At 53.8% G+C, this 19556-nt stretch carries 15 protein-coding genes and 1 pseudogene; 7 read left to right on the forward strand and 9 right to left on the reverse strand.

Annotation, left to right across the window (positions count from 1 at the left end):
* The first annotated feature begins 387 nt into the window (after nucleotides 1-387).
* The 4 genes and pseudogenes from nagA (at nucleotide 388) to ACXAF0_RS11820 (ending at nucleotide 6998) form a co-directional block, all read left to right on the forward strand.
* A complete protein-coding gene (nagA, locus tag ACXAF0_RS11805) occupies nucleotides 388-1530 on the forward strand; it encodes an N-acetylglucosamine-6-phosphate deacetylase (RefSeq protein WP_475346046.1) in 1143 nt (380 codons plus the stop codon).
* A gap of 162 nt (nucleotides 1531-1692) precedes the next feature.
* Nucleotides 1693-2772, forward strand: a complete 1080-nt coding sequence (fbaA, locus tag ACXAF0_RS11810) for a class II fructose-bisphosphate aldolase (RefSeq protein WP_475346047.1) — start codon at nucleotides 1693-1695, stop codon at nucleotides 2770-2772.
* A gap of 208 nt (nucleotides 2773-2980) precedes the next feature.
* Nucleotides 2981-5815, forward strand: coding sequence for an excinuclease ABC subunit UvrA (gene uvrA / locus ACXAF0_RS11815; RefSeq protein ID WP_475346048.1), 2835 nt, complete (start codon nucleotides 2981-2983; stop codon nucleotides 5813-5815).
* An 80-nt stretch (nucleotides 5816-5895) separates the two neighbouring features.
* Nucleotides 5896-6998, forward strand: a pseudogene (locus tag ACXAF0_RS11820) (IS3 family transposase).
* A 69-nt stretch (nucleotides 6999-7067) separates the two neighbouring features.
* On the opposite strand, the gene ACXAF0_RS11825 reads toward ACXAF0_RS11820, so the two are convergent.
* On the reverse strand, nucleotides 7068-8048 hold the full coding sequence (locus ACXAF0_RS11825; protein WP_475346049.1) for a hypothetical protein: 981 nt from the start codon (nucleotides 8046-8048) through the stop codon (nucleotides 7068-7070).
* Between the two features lie 203 nt (nucleotides 8049-8251).
* Between ACXAF0_RS11825 and trmFO the strand changes: the two genes are divergently transcribed.
* Nucleotides 8252-9598, forward strand: a complete 1347-nt coding sequence (trmFO, locus tag ACXAF0_RS11830; protein WP_475346050.1) for a methylenetetrahydrofolate--tRNA-(uracil(54)-C(5))-methyltransferase (FADH(2)-oxidizing) TrmFO — start codon at nucleotides 8252-8254, stop codon at nucleotides 9596-9598.
* A gap of 56 nt (nucleotides 9599-9654) precedes the next feature.
* Here the strand turns inward: trmFO and ACXAF0_RS11835 are convergent, their stop codons facing one another.
* The 3 genes from ACXAF0_RS11835 to ACXAF0_RS11845 form a co-directional block, all read right to left on the reverse strand.
* Nucleotides 9655-10248 (reverse strand): hypothetical protein, encoded by a 594-nt coding sequence (locus tag ACXAF0_RS11835; RefSeq protein ID WP_475346051.1) that lies wholly within the window; start codon nucleotides 10246-10248, stop codon nucleotides 9655-9657.
* A gap of 133 nt (nucleotides 10249-10381) precedes the next feature.
* Nucleotides 10382-11227, reverse strand: coding sequence for a phytoene/squalene synthase family protein (locus ACXAF0_RS11840; protein WP_475346052.1), 846 nt, complete (start codon nucleotides 11225-11227; stop codon nucleotides 10382-10384).
* 5 nt (nucleotides 11228-11232) lie between these two features.
* Nucleotides 11233-12405, reverse strand: coding sequence for a mechanosensitive ion channel family protein (locus ACXAF0_RS11845; RefSeq protein ID WP_475346053.1), 1173 nt, complete (start codon nucleotides 12403-12405; stop codon nucleotides 11233-11235).
* Between the two features lie 108 nt (nucleotides 12406-12513).
* Here ACXAF0_RS11845 and ACXAF0_RS11850 point away from each other — a divergent pair, with 108 nt between their 5' ends.
* Nucleotides 12514-13863 carry an NAD(P)-binding protein gene (locus tag ACXAF0_RS11850; RefSeq protein WP_475346054.1) on the forward strand — a complete coding sequence of 450 codons (1350 nt, stop codon included), beginning with the start codon at nucleotides 12514-12516 and terminating at the stop codon, nucleotides 13861-13863.
* A gap of 30 nt (nucleotides 13864-13893) precedes the next feature.
* Here ACXAF0_RS11850 and ACXAF0_RS11855 read toward each other — a convergent pair whose 3' ends face one another.
* From ACXAF0_RS11855 to yajC, 5 genes are all read right to left on the reverse strand, one after another.
* Nucleotides 13894-14274 (reverse strand): Mth938-like domain-containing protein, encoded by a 381-nt coding sequence (locus tag ACXAF0_RS11855; RefSeq protein ID WP_475346055.1) that lies wholly within the window; start codon nucleotides 14272-14274, stop codon nucleotides 13894-13896.
* A 42-nt stretch (nucleotides 14275-14316) separates the two neighbouring features.
* Nucleotides 14317-15240, reverse strand: coding sequence for a DMT family transporter (locus ACXAF0_RS11860; protein ID WP_475346056.1), 924 nt, complete (start codon nucleotides 15238-15240; stop codon nucleotides 14317-14319).
* 151 nt (nucleotides 15241-15391) lie between these two features.
* Nucleotides 15392-16321, reverse strand: coding sequence for a protein translocase subunit SecF (secF, locus tag ACXAF0_RS11865; protein WP_475346057.1), 930 nt, complete (start codon nucleotides 16319-16321; stop codon nucleotides 15392-15394).
* A 19-nt stretch (nucleotides 16322-16340) separates the two neighbouring features.
* Nucleotides 16341-17906: a protein translocase subunit SecD gene (gene secD, locus ACXAF0_RS11870; RefSeq protein WP_475346058.1), complete on the reverse strand. Its 1566-nt coding sequence runs from the start codon at nucleotides 17904-17906 to the stop codon at nucleotides 16341-16343.
* A 142-nt stretch (nucleotides 17907-18048) separates the two neighbouring features.
* Complete coding sequence (gene yajC / locus ACXAF0_RS11875; protein ID WP_044829074.1) at nucleotides 18049-18426, reverse strand: preprotein translocase subunit YajC; 378 nt, start codon at nucleotides 18424-18426, stop codon at nucleotides 18049-18051.
* 235 nt (nucleotides 18427-18661) lie between these two features.
* Between yajC and ACXAF0_RS11880 the strand changes: the two genes are divergently transcribed.
* Nucleotides 18662-19525 carry an ATP-binding protein gene (locus tag ACXAF0_RS11880; protein ID WP_475346059.1) on the forward strand — a complete coding sequence of 288 codons (864 nt, stop codon included), beginning with the start codon at nucleotides 18662-18664 and terminating at the stop codon, nucleotides 19523-19525.
* Nucleotides 19526-19556 lie beyond the last annotated feature (31 nt).

The raw sequence follows: 19556 nt of genomic DNA on the forward strand, positions 1-19556 counted from the left end.
ACAAATTGAATGGGCATGAAAGCCTTTCGATCATGCAGAAATCCTGTGTTTGACGACGCCCCTCCTGCATGCCCCGGTATTCCTTGTGTTTTCGCATTCCGTCGAAATGTTACAGTAAAGTGATTTTTTGAATCGACTGGCTGCGATTTTGATTTTCGGCTTTGTTGAAACGAATATTGCGTTTGATGTGCCGATTTTCATTTGCGAATTTGGCTTCGAGCGTTCTTGACGATTCTAAAACCCGAACGTCGGGTATCTTAAAATCAACGAGTAACTGTTGGTTTGCACATTGCAGATGTGTAAAGGTTCTGGGAAATTCGGTTTGTGCGCCAGCAAGGTACGCACGCCCTACTTAGTCGCTATCCGAAAGCTTTGCCGGGAAGACCAATGACCACATTTGCAATTTTCAACGCCCGGGTTTTCGATGGTAACGATTTTCATACGGATAAGGCTGTTATCGTCCGTGAAGGGATGATTGAAGCCCTACTCCCAAAAAACGAAATCCCTTCTGACATTGATGTTATTGATGTAGGTAATCGGATCCTCGCCCCCGGACTGATTGATGTTCAGGTTAATGGCGGCGGCGGCGTGCTCCTGAACGATGCACCAAATGTCGAGACCATCAAAACAATCGTCGCCGCGCACCGTCGGTTCGGCACAACCGCCATGCTGCCAACACTGATCACAGATACCCGTGAAAAGATGGTTGCTGCCATTGCTGCTGTTCAGCAAGCGCTTGATGAAGGTGTTCACGGTGTGGTCGGGATCCACCTTGAGGGACCTTACCTTAACCGCGAGCGACGTGGTGTGCATCCGGCCGAGCAGATCCGGCCGATGGAAGATGACGCGATTGAGCTGCTGTCAGGCCTGCGCAATGGACGGACACTGGTCACCTTGGCACCGGAAAATACGGAGCCTGATGCCATCACAAATTTGGTCTCACGCGGTGTTCTTGTTTGTGCCGGACATACCGCTAGTCGTTATGAGGATATCATGGCAGCCATTGGTCAAGGCATGCATGGCTTCACCCATCTGTTTAACGCCATGAGCCCCCTAAGCCATCGCGAACCGGGTGTCGTCGGCGCAGCACTGTCTGATGACAGCACGTGGTGCGGCCTGATTGCCGATGGTTTTCATGTTCATCCCTCCGTGATCAAGGTTGCCGTGCGCGCCAAAGCCAAGGGCAAAATGATGCTGGTGACCGACGCGATGCCAACGGTTGGTGCGACTGAAAAGCGTTTTAAGCTGGGAGATGAGGAAATCATCGCTGTTGCCGGGCGCTGTGCGCTTGCAGATGGGACATTGGCGGGTTCGGACCTCGATATGATTTCTGCGGTGCGCAATTGCATGAAAATGGCCGAGATCGGGCTTGATGAAGCCCTGCGCATGGCATCGCTTTACCCGGCGGAATTTCTTGGGCTTGGTGATGTTCTTGGCCGGTTGGCGCCAGGTTATCAGGCCGATATGATCTTGTTTGATGATCAGTTCAATGTGTCGCAAAGCTGGATCAGGGGCGCGCAATCGACATAGTTCTTGGGAAACGCGATATTTTCCGAAAGTCTATGATGGAAAACCTTGACCTGAGAGAGCATTTAGAAGATGCATTGGGCTCTGTAACAGTTTGTATGCAGGATCCTCAGGAGATTTTGCTGTTGATCTGTTTTTACTCTGACCCCCAGGAGGAGTACCCACATGCCTTCCGTTAAACCCGGTGTTGTTACCGGTGCTGCCTACCGCGAACTCGTTGCTGCCTGCAAGCAGGACGGTTACGCCCTTCCCGCCGTCAATATTACCTCATCGAGCACAATGAACGCGGCCCTTGAAGCTGCTGCAAATGCCGGTTCCGACATCATCATTCAGCTGTCGAATGGTGGTGCGCAGTTCTTTGCCGGCAAGGGCATCAAGGATGCCGCAACGGCGCGCGTTTTGGGCGCTGTTTCTGCTGCCCGCCATGCGCAGCTTCTGGCCGAGCATTACGGCGTTGCTGTTGTCATGCATACCGACCACGCGAACCGCAAGTTCGTGCCGTGGGTCGATGAGATGCTGAAATGGAGCGAAAAAGCCTACGCCGAAACCGGCAAGGCGCTTTATAGCTCCCACATGCTTGATCTTTCCGAAGAGTCCGTTGAAGACAACCTCGCAACCTGCGAGACGTTCCTCAAACGGATGGCCGCCATCGAAATGAGCCTTGAGATCGAACTGGGCGTTACCGGTGGTGAAGAAGACGGTATCGGTCAGGAACTTGATACCTCGGTCGAGGAAATCGATCCGCGCCTGTACACCCGCCCGGAAGAAGTCGAAGAAGCCTATCGTCGTCTTTCCCCGCTGGGTCACTTCTCTGTCGCGGCCGCATTTGGCAACGTGCACGGCGTTTACAAGCCGGGCAATGTCAAGCTCCGGCCGGAAATCCTTCTGGAAAGCCAAAAATACGTTGCCGAGAAACATGGTCTTGGTGACCGTCCGCTCGACTTCGTGTTCCATGGTGGTTCCGGTTCGGAAAAAGAGAAAATCGAAGAAGCTGTCAGCTATGGCTGCTTCAAGATGAATATCGATACCGATACCCAGTTCGCCTATGCCCGTCCGGTCGGCGAATATGTCGAAGCCAATGATCGTGCTTTCAAGTATCAGGTCGATCCGGAAACCGATCAGCCCTACAAAAAGCAATACGATCCGCGCGTCTGGATCCGTGAAGCGGAACTTTCGATGGCAGCCCGCCTCGAAGAAGCTTTCAAGGACCTTGGCGCAACCGGTCGCTCGGTTACCAAAGGCTAAGCCAGAAAAAAATCTGACCTTTCCGGTCACAGGATTTATGAAGCCCGCCGGTCTTGTTCGGCGGGCTTTTTCGTGGCTCCATCATGCGCGGGATTGTTAATTGACAGTCTCCTGACAAATACTGACAGGAACTGTCAGGGGTGCGCTTGCGTATAGCGTTTGGCTCCTCTATACACTTTCCGAACAATTCAGGAACAAAAGGCCCGACATGCTGACGAAAATTTCGGTTCGCGGTGCGAAAGAACACAATCTTCAGAACATTGATGTGGAACTGCCGCGCGATTCCCTTGTGGTGATTACCGGCCTGTCGGGGTCTGGCAAAAGCTCGCTCGCGTTCGACACCATCTATGCCGAAGGCCAGCGTCGCTATGTCGAAAGCCTGTCGGCCTATGCGCGCCAGTTCCTTGAGCTGATGCAAAAGCCCGATGTCGAGTATATTGATGGTCTGTCGCCAGCGATTTCCATCGAACAGAAAACGACATCGAAAAACCCGCGTTCCACCGTCGGCACGGTGACCGAGATCTATGACTATATGCGTCTTCTCTGGGCGCGTGTTGGCATCCCCTATTCGCCGGCGACCGGCCTTCCGATTGTCAGCCAGACCGTGTCGCAAATGGTTGACCGGGTTATGGAAATGGATGAAGGCACGCGCCTTTATCTTCTGGCCCCGATCGTGCGGGGTCGCAAAGGCGAATACAAAAAGGAACTGCGTGAATTGCGCGCACGCGGCTTCCAGCGTGTCAAAATCGATCGCGAAATGTATGACATCGATGAAGCACCGGAGCTGAACAAGAAGCTCAAACACGACATTTCCATCGTAGTCGACCGCCTGATCGTCAAGGAAGGCATTTCAACCCGTCTGGCAGACAGTTTCGAGACCGCGCTTGAACTCACCGACGGCATTGTCCTGACCGAGGATGCCAAAACCGGCGACACCACCGTGTTTTCGGCAAAGTTCGCCTGCCCGGTTTCCGGCTTTACCATCGAGGAAATCGAGCCGCGTCTGTTTTCATTCAACAATCCGTTTGGCGCCTGCCCGGCATGTGATGGCCTTGGCACCCAGATGGAGTTTGATCCGATGCTGGTCGTGCCTGATGAAAGCAAGACGCTTGAGGACGGGGCTGTTGCGCCCTGGGCCAGCACGACATCGAAATATTACCTGCAGACCCTGAAGTCGGTTGCCAAGCATTTCGGGTTCAAGACCAATATCGCGTGGGAAAAACTGCCCAAGAAGGCACAGGATATCATTCTGCATGGTTCCGGTGACGAGGAAGTCACGGTGACCTATGACGATGGTTCGCGCAGCTACAAGGTTTCCCGCCCGTTCGAAGGTGTGATTCCCAACATGTCTCGGCGCTGGCGGGAAACCGACAGCCAGTGGGCCCGTGACGAACTGTCTAAATACCAGATGGTGTCAAATTGCCCGACCTGCTCGGGCAAGCGCCTGAAGCCCGAAGCATTGGCGGTTAAGGTTGATGGCTGTGATATTTCACAGGTGACCGACCTTTCGATTGCCAAGGCAGGTGACTGGTTCATCGCCCTTGAAGAGAAACTGAACGCCAAAGAAACCGAGATCGCGCGTCGTGTCTTGCGCGAAATCAATGATCGCCTGCGCTTCCTCCGTGATGTCGGTCTGGATTATCTGTCGATGTCACGCACATCAGGTACGTTATCAGGTGGTGAAAGCCAGCGTATCCGATTGGCCTCACAGATTGGGTCCGGCCTGACCGGCGTTTTGTACGTGCTTGATGAACCGTCCATCGGCCTGCATCAGCGTGACAATGACCGCCTGCTTGAGACCCTGAAACGCTTGCGTGATCTGGGGAACACGGTGCTGGTCGTGGAACATGACGAGGATGCCATTCGTGCGGCCGATTACGTCGTTGATATGGGCCCAGGTGCGGGTATCCATGGCGGCCGCATTGTTGCCGAAGGCACGCCCGAGCAGATCCAGCAAAACCCGGACAGCCTGACAGGTAAATACCTTGTCGGCGTTGAGCAGATTGCGGTTCCAAAGGAACGCCGCAAGGGCAATGGCAATGGCAAGGCGATCACTATCAAGGGTGCGACGGCCAACAACCTTCAGGGCATTGATGTCGACTTCCCGCTGGGTAAATTCATCTGCGTTACCGGGGTTTCCGGTGGCGGAAAATCAAGCCTTGTGATCGAAACGCTGTATAAGGCGCTGGCCAAGCGGATGCATAATGCGCGTCATTATCCCGGCGCACATGACGAGATCACGGGTGTCGAGCTGATCGACAAGATCATTGATATCGACCAAAGCCCGATTGGCCGAACCCCGCGTTCGAACCCGGTGACCTATACCGGCGCCTTTACGCCGATCCGTGAATGGTTCGCGCAATTGCCTGAAGCCAAAACACGCGGTTACAAGCCCGGTCGGTTCTCGTTTAACGTCAAGGGCGGGCGTTGCGAAGCCTGTCAGGGCGATGGCGTGATCAAGATTGAAATGCACTTCCTGCCCGACGTTTATGTCGAATGTGATCAGTGCAAAGGCCATCGCTATAATCGTGAAACGCTGGAAATATCGTTTAAAGGCAAGTCGATATCCGATGTCCTTGATATGACAGTCGAAGAAGGTGCGGATTTCTTCAAGGCCGTGCCATCAATCCGCGACAAGATGGAAACCCTCAAACAGGTCGGGCTTTCCTATATCCATCTGGGCCAACAGGCGACGACACTGTCCGGTGGTGAAGCCCAGCGTGTGAAGCTTGCCAAGGAACTGTCAAAACGCGCCACGGGTCGCACCATCTATATCCTTGATGAACCGACGACGGGCTTGCATTTCCATGATATCCGCAAGCTTCTGGAAGTGCTGCATACTCTTGTTGATCAGGGCAATACAGTGGTTGTGATTGAACATAATCTGGATGTTATCAAGACCGCCGACTGGATCATTGATATCGGTCCAGAAGGTGGCGATGGCGGCGGCCAGTTGGTCGGCACCGGGACACCGGAAGACATCATGGGCAATGAGCGCAGCTATACCGGCCGTTACCTGAAACGCCATCTGGGGCTTGAATAAACCAAAAGGGCAGCTTCGAGCTGCCCTTTTTTATTTTTGTGTCTCGTCCTGAAATACGTTGTCACCTATAGGAGATGACAATGTCAAAGTCAGGAGCAGCGCGTCGCAAGCGCACGCAACGTGATTACAATATGGGCTTTAAACTGGCTGTCGTGGATCAGGTCGAAAAAGGCGAGATGACCTATAAGCAGGCACAATCCCACTATGGTATCCAGGGACGCAGTACAGTCCTGAACTGGTTGCGCAAACATGGTAAGCTCGATTGGTCCATAACGAGGCAACCAGCCATGTCCCCATTGAAAGAAACACCTGAACAGAAGATCAAGCGCCTTGAAAGGGAGCTTGAAGACGAACGGATTCGCGTCATGGTGATGGATGGCATGATCACCATCATGGATGAGGAATATGGAGCCGGCCTGCGAAAAAAGTACTTATCCGAACTGCGAGAACATTACAGGCGCAAGGGCAAGTCAGTCTGAGCCGAACCTGTCGCTGTTTTGGTCTTTCAAGGCAGTCGGTTTACCAACTGCTGCAGGATGATTTACGCCGTCTTGGGATCAAGATAGGGCGTGATCGTCTGTTTGACTGGCTCAGAGAGCATCGTCTTTTGGTGAAGCCACAAAAGAATTATACCAAAACCACCCACAGCAAACACTGGATGAGAAAGCATCCAAACCTGGTGACCGGACGCAAGCCATGCCGTCCCGAAGAGATCTTTGTCAGCGACATCACCTATGTCGAGAGTGATGAAGGCGTGCACTACCTTTCGCTGGTCACCGATGCCTTTTCCCGCAAGATTATGGGACATGTGCTCAGCCACAACATGGCCGCATCCGAGGTAGTCGGGGCATTGAAACAGGCAATCAGTAACCGGATCACCAAAGAGCCGTTGATCCATCATTCTGATCGAGGCCTGCAATTTTGTTCGGGCTGCTATCAGAAGGTTCTGAGGAAGCACCAAATTACACCATCAATGACCGATGGCTATGATTGCTACCAGAATGCCTTGGCCGAGCGCATGAACGGTATTCTTAAGCAGGAGTTCCTCTTGCACCGCTGCAAAACCTTCGAGGACCTCCGTAAACTGGTCAAGGAGGCCATCGATACTTACAATACCATGCGACCGCACATCGCTTTGGGAATGCAAACACCAGAAAACGTGCATCAAAAAGCCAGCGGATGATCATCCGCTGGCTCAAGCAAAACCGTCAACGTATTTTAGGACGGCACATTGGATCGGGTTCAGACATACCTAGCCGGAATGCGTGACCCGGTCCTCGACCCGTTTGACCAGTGCTGTGCTGAGGCGTTCACTAAATCCGGACAGGAAGGCAAAGACCAAAACGATGGAAATCTGCTGACCGGCGGCAGCTGACTGACTGATCTGGTCAAGGTCATCAATCTTGTGCAGCTCATCAAGCGGGATTGGCAACATCCCTGCTCGCAACGCCAGAAGCACGATGATCGCAAAACAGAACCCCATGCAGGGCCTAAACAGGAAATTAAAGAACACAGATGCCGGTTCCATTTCATCCCACGGCACATCCTTGCCAAGTCGCATCATCATGCTGGTCAGCGCACCGATTGCGCCAAAACTGCCCACGACAAACAACAAGTCATAGCTAAACCCGAATACCTTGCCACTGCCCGTACTGATGATGTTGTCGACCTGAACAAACAGCAACACAGCAAAAACGAGCACAATCGGCGACAGCGCCAAAGCTAGGGCAGCAATCCGCAGGCTTTTGTTAAACGCCTTTTCGACCGGATTGGCCGGCGGCAAAAGTTTCGGTTTGTCTTTCTGTTCATGTTTCAGGTCATGCAGATATCCCTGCACAAAGCCATCCCGCCCCTGATTAAGCGCGAGAAGCATGATGATGGCATCGGATTGCTTGCGGTCCTGTAGTGCCGCGTTTTCGGGATCGCCTTCCTCGCGCCACCATCGCAGGAAGGCACGAATAACCATCGAAGACCGCCATCCTTGTCGCGTGGCGACTACATATTCGATCATGCCTTCAATATCGGCCGGACCAAACCCGCCCTCGCCCAAGCCACCGAACGGAAAACCAAGCCGACGCTCTTTGGGTTCGGTTTTGATTTCATCATCCTCATTTTCAGGTTCTTCACGCACCTCGATGCACTCCACATCGATGACGTGTCTTCGGCGCGGCACAAGGCCGATCACCGGACAATGGGTGGGTTCGTAACCATAAGGATGATGCGGGTAACTCATGATGCCATCTTCGCGTTATCGGGACAGAACGGCTCTGGCCTTTAAGACGCGATGGATGTGGTGTTGTGAAAATTGTTTTCCCGCCTGGCGCGATGTGAACTCGTTTGCTGATCTTGCAGTGCAATTGACTTGAAATCTGCCCCCTTGCACCGCTATGTGTGTGCCACGTTATCAAAACCCACTCTGGCAAGGAGTTCGCACACGTGAATACGGTCAAACCTGTTCATATTATCGGCGCCGGTCTGGCAGGCAGTGAAGCCGCCTGGCAATTGGCAGAAGCCGGTGTGCCCGTCATCATCCATGAAATGCGTCCGACGCGCCCGACCGATGCGCATCACACTGACAAGTGTGCCGAACTGGTCTGTTCGAACTCGTTCCGGTCTGACGACAAGGAATACAATGCCGTCGGCCTGATCCATGATGAAATGCGCCGTGCTGGATCGATCATTATGCGCTGTGCCGATCAGCACAAGGTGCCCGCGGGCGGTGCATTGGCTGTCGACCGCGAAGGTTTTTCCGAAGCCGTGACGAACGCGCTTGAAAACCATCCATTGATCACGATGGAACGCGGCGAAATTGATGGCCTCCCGCCCGAAGAATGGGAACAAACCATCATCGCAACCGGGCCGTTGACATCCGGTGCGTTGGCAGATGCCATCCGCAAGGCCACTGGCGAGGAAAGCCTGGCCTTCTTTGATGCCATTGCCCCGATTGTCTATAAGGACAGCATCGATTTCGACAAGGCATGGTTCCAGTCGCGCTATGACAAGGGCGACGGCAAGGACTACATCAACTGCCCGATGTATGAAGACGAATATAACCGCTTCATCGACGCCCTGATTGACGGCGAAAAAACCGAATTCAAGGAATGGGAAAAAGACACCCCCTATTTCGATGGCTGCCTTCCGATTGAGGTCATGGCCGAACGTGGCCGTGAAACCTTGCGCCACGGCCCGATGAAGCCGGTTGGCTTGACCAACCCGCATAATCCGACGCAAAAGCCGCGCGCAATCGTTCAGCTGCGCCAGGACAACGCCCTTGGCACGCTCTACAACATGGTAGGGTTCCAGACCAAACTGAAATACGGCGCACAGGTCGACGTTTTCCGGACTATTCCGGGCCTTGAAAACGCGGAATTCGCCCGTCTGGGTGGCATTCACCGCAATACGTTCCTGAATTCGCCACGTCTTCTGGATGGTACGCTGCGCCTCAAATCACGCCCGGACCTGCGTTTTGCCGGTCAGATTACGGGCTGCGAAGGATATGTTGAAAGTGCGGCCGTTGGTCTTATGGTCGGTCGGTTTACGGCGGCAGAAAAAGCCGGCACGGAAATCGCGGCCCCGCCGCTTGCAACCGCCATGGGCGCCCTTTTGAACCACATCACCGGTGGTGCGGATGAAAGCACCTTCCAGCCCATGAATGTGAATTTCGGCCTGTTTCCCGATCTTGAACTGACAAAACGGGTCAAGGGGCGTGATCGCAAGAAGCTCTATACTGACCGGGCCATCCCGCTATTCGATGAATGGTTGGGTGCTGTGTCGAGCGCCTAAAAGGACAAAAGCCGCATCACATCAGATGCGGCTTTTTCTTTGAACATCACGCGCGATCAGTACGGATCGGATTGCCGGGTCAGCTTGCCGGTAACATCGCGAATTTGTTCACCATCGCGGAAACGGCGAAAGACCAGATCAAGGTTTCCTTCCTCGTCAAGCGTGCGCTTGTAGACCTGCATCTCATACCCGCCTTCATCGTTGATATAGAGCGCATGAATGGTCAGCGTCTTACCAACGATCCGGGCCCAGAAGAACGGTTCGCCTTTGAGGGGATCATTGGGAACACGTTTGCCAAACAGGCCCGAACGCATCGCACTGCCATAAATATCGGCCCGTTCCGTTGCATAGAACTCGACATCCAGCGATACGTTTTTTTCACGGCCATCGGGCTTATGGATCACGGTTGACCAGTCGACGACAAAGCCGCGTTCGGTTTTTTCAATCACGACATCAAGATCACGCGCCTGAAGCTCGTTCTCGGCATGTTCGATGGTGGTCCCGTGATAAGATCCGACAAAGGGATCAATGCTGGCCGCACGCGCCGTCGAAAAGGAAATCGCAAACAGGCACAGGCTGGCAAGAAGCACAAGGCCATCAAGCCATCGCATCCGTGTCAGTGAGATCGAATTTGCCATGCCGGTACTCATCTCAGGTTCGTCCTGTGTTGCGCCCAATTTCAAAGCCTTATCAACGCTACCATGGACAGTTCGATGCTGTCCTGACCTTTGTTCTCACATTAAGAGATATTTTTGTGATGCTTATGTGGCAAGCCACATGCAATCAATATCTCTTGAGCATCCCGTTTAACGTTAAACGCAAGCTTGCCGGGCGTGCCAAACCAAACTCAGCAGAAAACGGATCAAAATCGGCCTTTGCCAGTTTGCGCAGATACCCATCGGCCAGAACAACCGGCAATGCGGCGGCGTGGGCCGTTTTTGGCAAGGCACGGCGATGTTTGCGGGCTTCATGGATCCGGTCACGTGCAAGCTTGGCCAACTCGCCGATGAAATCGCGGATTTCCTGCTTTTTGCGAAACTCGAACACATCACCTTGGGCTACTTCGTGATGGTCCATTCGGTCCTTGGGCAGATAAAGCCGTTTCGAACGCCCGTGGAAGACAATGGCGCGCATGATCCCGAGCAACCCATAGGCATTGCCGGCGAGACGTGCGGCATGTTCGGCATCCTCCCCCTCTGCCCCGAGAAGTCGTGACGCAAGGACACTCACCTGCCCCGATGTCTGATCGATATAACGATCAAGCTCCTGCTGCGTGGCGGGTTGACGATCTTCCAGATCAAACTCGCGGGCGGCCACAATGGCTTCAAGGTCGGCAACATCAAGTTGACCGTCCTTGACCAGTTCGGCGAGTGGTTCGACGACTTCGTGTTTGCGCACTTGCCCCTCGCCCAGTTCGGTCAGGGTGTCACGCCACCATTGCAGGCGGATATGGCCCAGCATGACTTCACTGACCATCTCGCGGGTTTTGGAGACTTCCTGATTAAAGGCATAGAGCGTAAACAGGGATTCGCGTTTTTCCGGTGCCGCAAACAGCGCGCACAGGAACCGGTCCCGGTCATGGCGCCGGACATAGTCGGCACAATGGGAAAGCTTGGGCGTATCGGTCATCTATCCTATCCGATCTTACGTTCGGAACGTTGATCGTCATTCGGGCTATTGGTGAGTTCCGGCATGCTTTCGACATATAGCGATTGTGACGGGAAGGCGAAAGCCGCCCCTTCTTCTTCGACAATGCGCTTGAAAGCAATGATGTGGCGATTGCGGATGTCGCGCCAGGTCACCCAGTCCGTGGTGGTCGTGAAGTAGTAAAGGTCGATATTGATCGAGCTGGCACCAAAATCCGAAAAATGAACCATCTGGGCAACATCGGTCTGCGCGACATCATCATCGTTTTTCAGGAAATCACGCAGCTTGTCGACGATGGCTTCCATCTGTTTGGCTGTTGTGCGGTATTCAAGACCGATCACCATCTTGATCCGGCGATGGGTCATGCGCGACCAGTTGATCACCGGAGAATCGACAATCTGGGCATTAGGCATGGTGACCAGCGCCTTGGCAAAGGTGCGCACCTTTGTGGCACGCAAACCAACGACCTCGACCGTTCCTTCGAAATGCGGCGTTTCGATCCAGTCGCCGCGCTTATAGAGGTTATCGGCAAAAATCGTCAGACCGCCAAAAATATTGGCAACAGAATCCTTGGCCGCCAATGCGACCGCCATCCCGGCCAGACCAAGGCCGCCGAGGAAGGCTGAAACATCGATGCCCCAGTTTTCGAGAATGATGACGCCGCCAATAACAACAATGAGCGTCTTAACACCGCGAATAAAGAACTGTCGCAGATCGTCACCAAGACCGGCGCCAAAGCGCCCAACCAGGCGATTAAGCGAAACCCCCAAGGGTTCCACAGCCCTAAACAGAGCCCAGAAGATGCAAAACGCTGCAGCAACAGAAATGGCCTCGACGACAACCGCATCGACTTCCTTAGGCAGGGACAGCACTTCGGTCGCGAAATAGGCGCCCAGCAACATGAAAAGCGCCTGCAGCGGCAGCGCAAAGGCATCGAGCACCTTGGCCATCATGCTTTGTGAGCGTTGCTGCGCAACCCGGCGCAATATCCCAAGGGCACCGCGCACCAGAACACGCTTGAAGATAAAGAACACCACCAGCACCAGAAGCGCGCCGATCAGTCTTCCGATCTCTCCGCCGCCAAGCATATCGACCCATGAATTCATGTGGCCGATCACCTCCTCGTTGAGGTTGTCCAGTTCGGTCGTGATTTCATCCATGGCTTGTAAGCTGTTCTGATGTTAAGGTTATTGCGACTTCTGACATGCTGCGACTTTGTAGCACATCGTTCTCTGGCCTTTGTATAACAACTAAATTGGCTCAGGCATATGGCATCATTTGCGTCGGGAAGCTTACACGTTATTGGCGGCGGCCTTGCCGGATCGGCACTGGCGACCTGCATGGCCGAAGATGGCTTTGACGTGACGCTTTATGACGAGGCAGAGCCATTTGAAAGTCGCTGGACACGCGGGATGCACACCGCACCCGAAAGTTATAAAACGGCCGAGCCTGAGATATTTTATGATCCGCTTGGTCTGGTGGCAGATTTTTTCGCGCGTTACCCGGAAGTCCCCAACAAACTGATCAGACCCGCCCATAGCGTGATGGGATTAAAACGCGGACGGCGCAAACCCGCCATCGTGTCCCTTGATCAGGGTGTTTCACGCGCCTTGATTTCCCGCAGGATCGGCTTTGCCGCGCGGTTTTATACCCTGCTCGCCATGTGGCAACAACGTTATGCCAGTGAAGAAAACCGGGTCGAAAGTACTTTGTCATCCGGCACATTTGAACCGGATGACAAGGCCTATCAACCGGGCACTTATCACCGCGATGCGCTTACCGTCTTGGCCGAAGTCCTGTTTTCAATGCCGGCCCACCGATGTTCGAAGGCGCTTCTGGGCCGCATATTGGTGCCGAAACTGCGGGCAATTTTGGCACAAAGCCATGAGCCGGTGTTTTCGGCAATTGACCCGATCATCCTCAATGACATCGCCCTGCCCGCCCTGCGTGAACGGTTTCTTACCGCTGGTGGCGTGATCAAGGGCCAAACCAAGCTTGGTGACATCGACAGCACGTCCGATTACGCGACAGACCTGTTATTCGAAGATGATAGTCAGGTGGTCTTGAAACCGGATGACGCCGTCGTTCTCGCCCTCCATCCCAAGCCCCTTTGTGACGCAGTGCCCGATATCGGTATTTCCCCGGCACCGGCACAACGGCGCAGCATGGCGTTTGAAATGCGCAAGCTCTTTGCCGAACCGCGTGCTTTGTTGGTCAGTGATGACATCGTCCGGGCGATCTTTTGCAATCGTCGCCACCTTCTGGTCAGCCTGAATGCCAGCTTGCATCTACCCGACACAAAGGACGCCGAACAGTTCGCCGAACTTGTTTGGCAGCGTTGTGTCTGGCTGTGCGATCAATATCTTAATCTGGATCTGGAAACCCGAACCGACAATACCGACGCCGGCGCGCACCCAAAGCATCTTTTCATTGATGCTGAGGCACCTTTTCCGGAAATGACACCCGGCATGGCCGCAACCCGTCAGCACCTGCGTGCACCGTGGAAAAACCTGTTCCTGTGCGGGGATGTTTTCCCGGTCGATCAGGCACCCGGACCCGCGGCCTTGTTTTCAAGCGTGCAAGATGTCCGGCACGAACTGCAGAGGTTCTTCGCATAAGGCTTGTCTGGCTGGACTACCTGGCCCGGACTAAACCGCAATCATCGCTGCAGCGACACGGCGGGCCTCGGCCACCAGAACATTATAGGTTCGGCACGCGGCGCCGGTATCCATCGGCTCAATAACAATACCATGTGGTTTAAGCGCCTGCCGCCAGGCCATTGGAACCTGCGTCAGCCGAGATCCCATACCAAGCAGCAGAATTTCGATATCGTCTGCGTTTTCGATCACCCGGGTAAAGGAGTCTGGCGTAATGTCCTCAGACTTCGTTACGTTCCACGAATAGACTGCTTCGGGAAACAGCAAGATCGACCCCGTTACTGTCTCTTCGCCAAACCGGAACACACCGTCACCATAACTGGTGACCAGTTTACTGCCCTCGGCAACCAAGGTACTTACTTCAAGAGACATATTGGCCCCATTTCGCCATCGTTCGATAAAGTTGGTTCGGACTTAGTCCGAATTTTGCGGTGTGTCGAGATGCTCTTCGGTAATTTTTCGACGCCACAAAATGAACAACCCGGATAAAACGACAATACCGCATCCGATCATCATTAACATGTCTGGCTTCTCGCCAAACAGGATCACACCCAATGCAATACCAAACAACAAACGGGTATACCTGAATGGCGTAACTGCGGAGACATCACCAGTGCGCATCGCTTTCATCAAAGCCGCGTAAGCAAATGCCCCCATCAGGATTGCGCCAACGAAATACAAAGAGCTTTGCGTATTCATCCAGGTGAATGCTTTTCCATCCCAAAGCGAAAACACAACACCGGCCAGAATTATGGCCACAAAGCCATAGAAACCTAGGATAGCCGTACTTAGGGATACAGGTGCAGCACGACTGGCGAGATCACGCCCGGCAAAGCCAATTGTCCCAATCACGGCGAGCAACGATAACGCAGAAAAACTGTCCGCAGTCGGGCGCAAAATAATCAGAACGCCGATCAATCCGATGATGATTGCGGCCCATCTTCTCCAACCGACTTTTTCGCCAAACAGAAGCGCGGCTCCTAAAACAACAATGATAGGTGTCGCCTGAAGAATTGCTGTCGTCGATGAAAGCGGCGTTAGTGCCAGTGCGAGGACGTAAAATAAACGTCCAATAATTTCAAACACGACCCGAATGCTCATGGCACGCGACAGCACGTCGGGATTAAGCAGACGCTTCTTCTGAATCCGGGCAACAACTGCAAACAGCAGCGCCCCTCCGACACCAAACACAACCAAGACCTGACCCACGGCATGGGTCTCTGAGGCAGCCTTGACAAACGCATCCTCAAAAGAAAACGCCACCATCGCGGCCATCATCCAGATGCTACCTATCAGATTGGCGCGGTGTTCGGGATTAGAAGCTATATGGGCTGTCATCGGTTGCCGTCAGTTTTTAATGGACTTTTTCGGCTCCCCATGGACGGAAGCTCGCGACCGCAAACGATCAGTTCCCCCAAAAGAAATGGCCAGGTTTGTTGTCTCACAAACCCGGCCATAGTGTAAATGTCTATAAATTCCAACCGAATGATCAGGCGTTGGCTTCCTGGCCTTCTTCGGCTTCCGGGATTTTGCGTTTGAGGCGCAGAACCACCAGAAGCGGCGAAGCCACACAGATCGAGGAATAGGTCCCGATCACGATGCCGAAAATCAATGCCATGGTGAAACCACGGATGGCTTCCCCACCAAACACGAACAACGCAATCAAAGCCAGCAAGGTGGTCAATGACGTCATGGTCGTACGCGCCAGTGTCGAGTTGATCGACAGATCCAGCAGATCCGGAATTTCCATCTTGCGGAACTTGCGCAGATATTCGCGGATACGGTCAAAGACAACCACCGTATCGTTGATTGAATAACCCGCGACCGTCAAAACGGCTGCCAAGGTCGCCAGATCGAACTGAACGCCGGTAATGACAAAGAAGCCAATGGTGATCAGCACGTCATGGAGCAACGCGGCAACAGAGGCGACAGCAAACTGCCATTCGAACCGCACCCAGATATAGACCATGATCAGGAACAGCGAGATCACGACCGAATAGAAACCGGCCTCCTTAAGCTCGCTCCCGACTTTCGGGCCGACGAGTTCGCTACGGCGAATGGTAACGTCTTCGCCAAGTGCCTCGGTCACGGCAGCAAGCGCTGCCATCTGGGCTTCTTCTTCGCCGTCCTGACGCTGCAACTGGATCAGAACGTCATCCGGCTCGCCGAATTCCTGAATGGAAACATCGCCAAGGCCAAGGCTGCCAAGGTTATCACGCAGTGCATTGATATCTGCCGGGCCATCGGTCTTGATTTCGACCAGTATGCCACCACGGAAATCGATGCCGAAGTTAAGTCCCTTGGTAAAGAACATGCCAACAGATGCCAGCACCATTACCAGAGACACGATATAGAAAATCTTCCGGAATTTAAGGAACGGGACGTTCACGTCATCCGGGATAAGATGTAAAGGTTTCATATCTTCCCTGTTCCCTTCCTTAAACTACCAGCTCGGTCGGACGACGGCGCTTGACCCAGGTTGCAATAAGCAAACGGGTCAGCCAGATCGCCGAGAACATCGATGTGATAATCCCGATCGCCAGCGTCACGGCAAAGCCCTTGATCGGGCCGGAACCGAAGCTGAACAGCACAAGGGCTGCGATCAGGGTCGTGATGTTGGCATCAAGAATGGTCGACATGGCACTGCGGTAACCGGCATCAATCGCATTGATGATCGTTCTGCCGTTGCGCCGTTCTTCACGGATGCGCTCGAAAATCAGCACGTTGGCATCAACTGCCATACCGACCGTCAAAACGATCCCCGCAATGCCCGGAAGCGTCAGCGTCGCCTGAAGGACTGACATCACCGCCAGAACCAGGATCAGGTTCATCATCAGTGCGATGTCGGCATAGACGCCGAACCGACCGTAACTGATGATCATGAAGGCAATGACGAATACAAGGCCAAGAACAGCGGCAAATTCACCCGCCTCGACCGAATCCTGACCAAGGCCCGGACCAACAGAGCGTTCTTCAAGGATCTGCATCGGGGCCGGCAAGGCACCTGCACGCAGAAGCAGCGATAGATCGTTGGCTTCCTGAACGCTGAACTGGCCGGTAATGATACCATTACCACCCAGGATCGGCTCATTGATGCGCGGTGCGGAAATCACTTCGCCATCCAGAACAATGGCAAGGCCACGTCCGGAATTCTTGCTTGTGATATCGCCAAAGCGCGCACCACCGGCCGCATCAAAGCGGAACGACACAACCGGACGCCCGTCACTAAAGGTCGGCTGGGAATCAACAAGGTTGTCGCCCGACACTACAATACGGCGATCAATCAGATATTCACGAATGCCATCGCCTTCGTCTGCTGACGGCAGGATCATGGTTCCCGGCGGAAGGCCGGTCGCGCGAGCATCCGCAGCCGTTTTTTCGTTGTTCACAAGATGGAAGTTCATCTTTGCGGTACGGCCAAGGATAGCACGCAGGCGCGACGGATCATCAAGGCCCGGCACCTGAACAACGATGCGGTTTTCGCCCTGACGCTGAATGGACGGCTCGGTTGTGCCCAGTTCATCAACACGACGACGAACAACTTCAAGGGACTGGGCAATCGCGCGGTCGATCAGCTCGCGATAGGCAACCTCGTTATAGGTCACAACGATGTTGTTGCCCTCGCCGCCAAGGTCGGTGTTGGGTTCAGCCGTGCGCGCAATCTCGCGCGCCTTTTCCACGTCTTCGGGGCGCAGAATGGTGATCTCGGCACCATTGGCCGTCGCTTCACGCGGGCGGTTACGGATCTGTTCCTGGCGCAGTTCGGTACGGATCGCATCGGCAAGCGCGTCATAACGTTCGCGCAGGACAGTGTCGGTGTCGACTTCAAGCAACATGTGCGAGCCGCCACGCAGGTCAAGGCCAAGATTGATCTGCTTGCCCGGCAGATAACTGGATTCAGTCGGGAACGTACCCGACGGCAGGAAGTTCGGCGCCGCATAGATGACGCCCAATGCACACACCAGAAGGACCAGTGCTGCTTTCCATTTGGTAAAATAAAGCATGTTTTTGTGACCGGATCTGTCTGGGTCAACCTTGGTCTGGTTCCAAGGTTCTTGGAACAACGGGTATTTGGTACCGCTTCAGGCCACCGGCAAAATGCAAGAAGGCGGAGCCATATGCCCCGCCTTGCTTGATACGAAGAGATCAGTCTTTCTTGGTCTCTTCTTCTTTTTCTTCTTTGTCTTCTTTCGCGTCGCTTTTGGCCGGTTCGGTTTTCGAAAGAACCGTGGAAACCATGCCGCGCGCTACTTTGACTTTGACGCCATCCGCGATCTCGACCGACAGTTCGTCATCACCAACAACCTTGGCAACGGTACCGATCAGGCCACCCGCGGTGACAATCTTGTCGCCGCGACGGATCGCTTCGAGCATTGCTTTATGTTCTTTCTGCTTTTTCTGCTGAGGACGAATAAGCAGGAAATAGAAAACAACAAAAATCAGGATCAGCGGCGCAAACTGCATGAGCGCACCCGCACCATCTGCACCACCAGCGGCCTGAGCGTAAGCCGTCGAAATAAACATTAGGAACTCCTAATTCCTCAGGACAAAAAATATCAACTGCCGGAATATAACGGGGTGTTGCGCCAAAGCAAGGGAGAACCGGTTTTAAAGCGGTAAAATCAGCACTTGTGTGCTTTTGTTCACCTTGCGTTGCACGAAAGTCCAGACAACAAACACTTCCATTGGCTTACTGATGTGCTAGCTTTCCGGCCAAACAAAAAATGCCACCAAATTAAGAAACACCCAAGAGGCCCCGATGAGTAGCGATTTCGACAAAGTTTTGCCCACCCTGGAACGCATTGCCACAGCACTGGAACGCATGGCGCCCCCGCCACGGTCCGAAAATGACCTGAGCGCTGCTGACGCCTTTGTCTGGCAGGCGCAGACGAGCTACTTGCAGCCGATCCGCAACGTGAACCGGGTTGATATCAGCTTGCTTCAGGGCATCGGGCAGCAAAAAGAAATCCTTTATAACAACACCAAACGCTTCGCCGATGGCCTACCGGCCAACAACGCATTGCTTTGGGGCGCACGCGGGACGGGTAAAAGCTCCATCGTCAAGGCGATGCATGCCAAGATCAACGCCGAAAGCCCGGCGTCGCTGGCATTGGTTGAAATCCACCGTGAAGATATCCCGACCCTGCCCGATCTTTTGCATATCCTACAGGAAAGCGGCCGCCGGACGGTTCTGTTCTGCGATGACCTGTCCTTTGACATGCATGATGAAAGCTACAAGTCGCTCAAGGCTGTGCTTGATGGCGGTATCGAAGGACGTCCGAAAAACGTGATCTTCTATGCGACGTCAAACCGTCGTCATCTGATGGCGCGTGACATGATTGAAAATGAACGCTCGACGGCGATCAATCCGTCCGAAGCAGTCGAGGAAAAGGTATCACTTTCGGACCGGTTTGGCCTGTGGCTGGGTTTCCACAATATCTCGCAAGACGTCTATTTCGAGATCATCGATGGCTACGCCAAGGAATTCAAACTCGATATTCCCTCAGAAGAACTGCATGTACGCGCCAAGGAATGGACGGTCACACGTGGCAGCCGGTCCGGTCGTGTTGCCTGGCAGTTTATTCAGGAAGTTGCTGGCGAGCTTGGCAAGTCGATCGACTAACCAAGCAAGACATCAGAAAAGATGAAAAATG

This window comes from Thalassospira sp. ABD4_177, assembly GCF_056160125.1.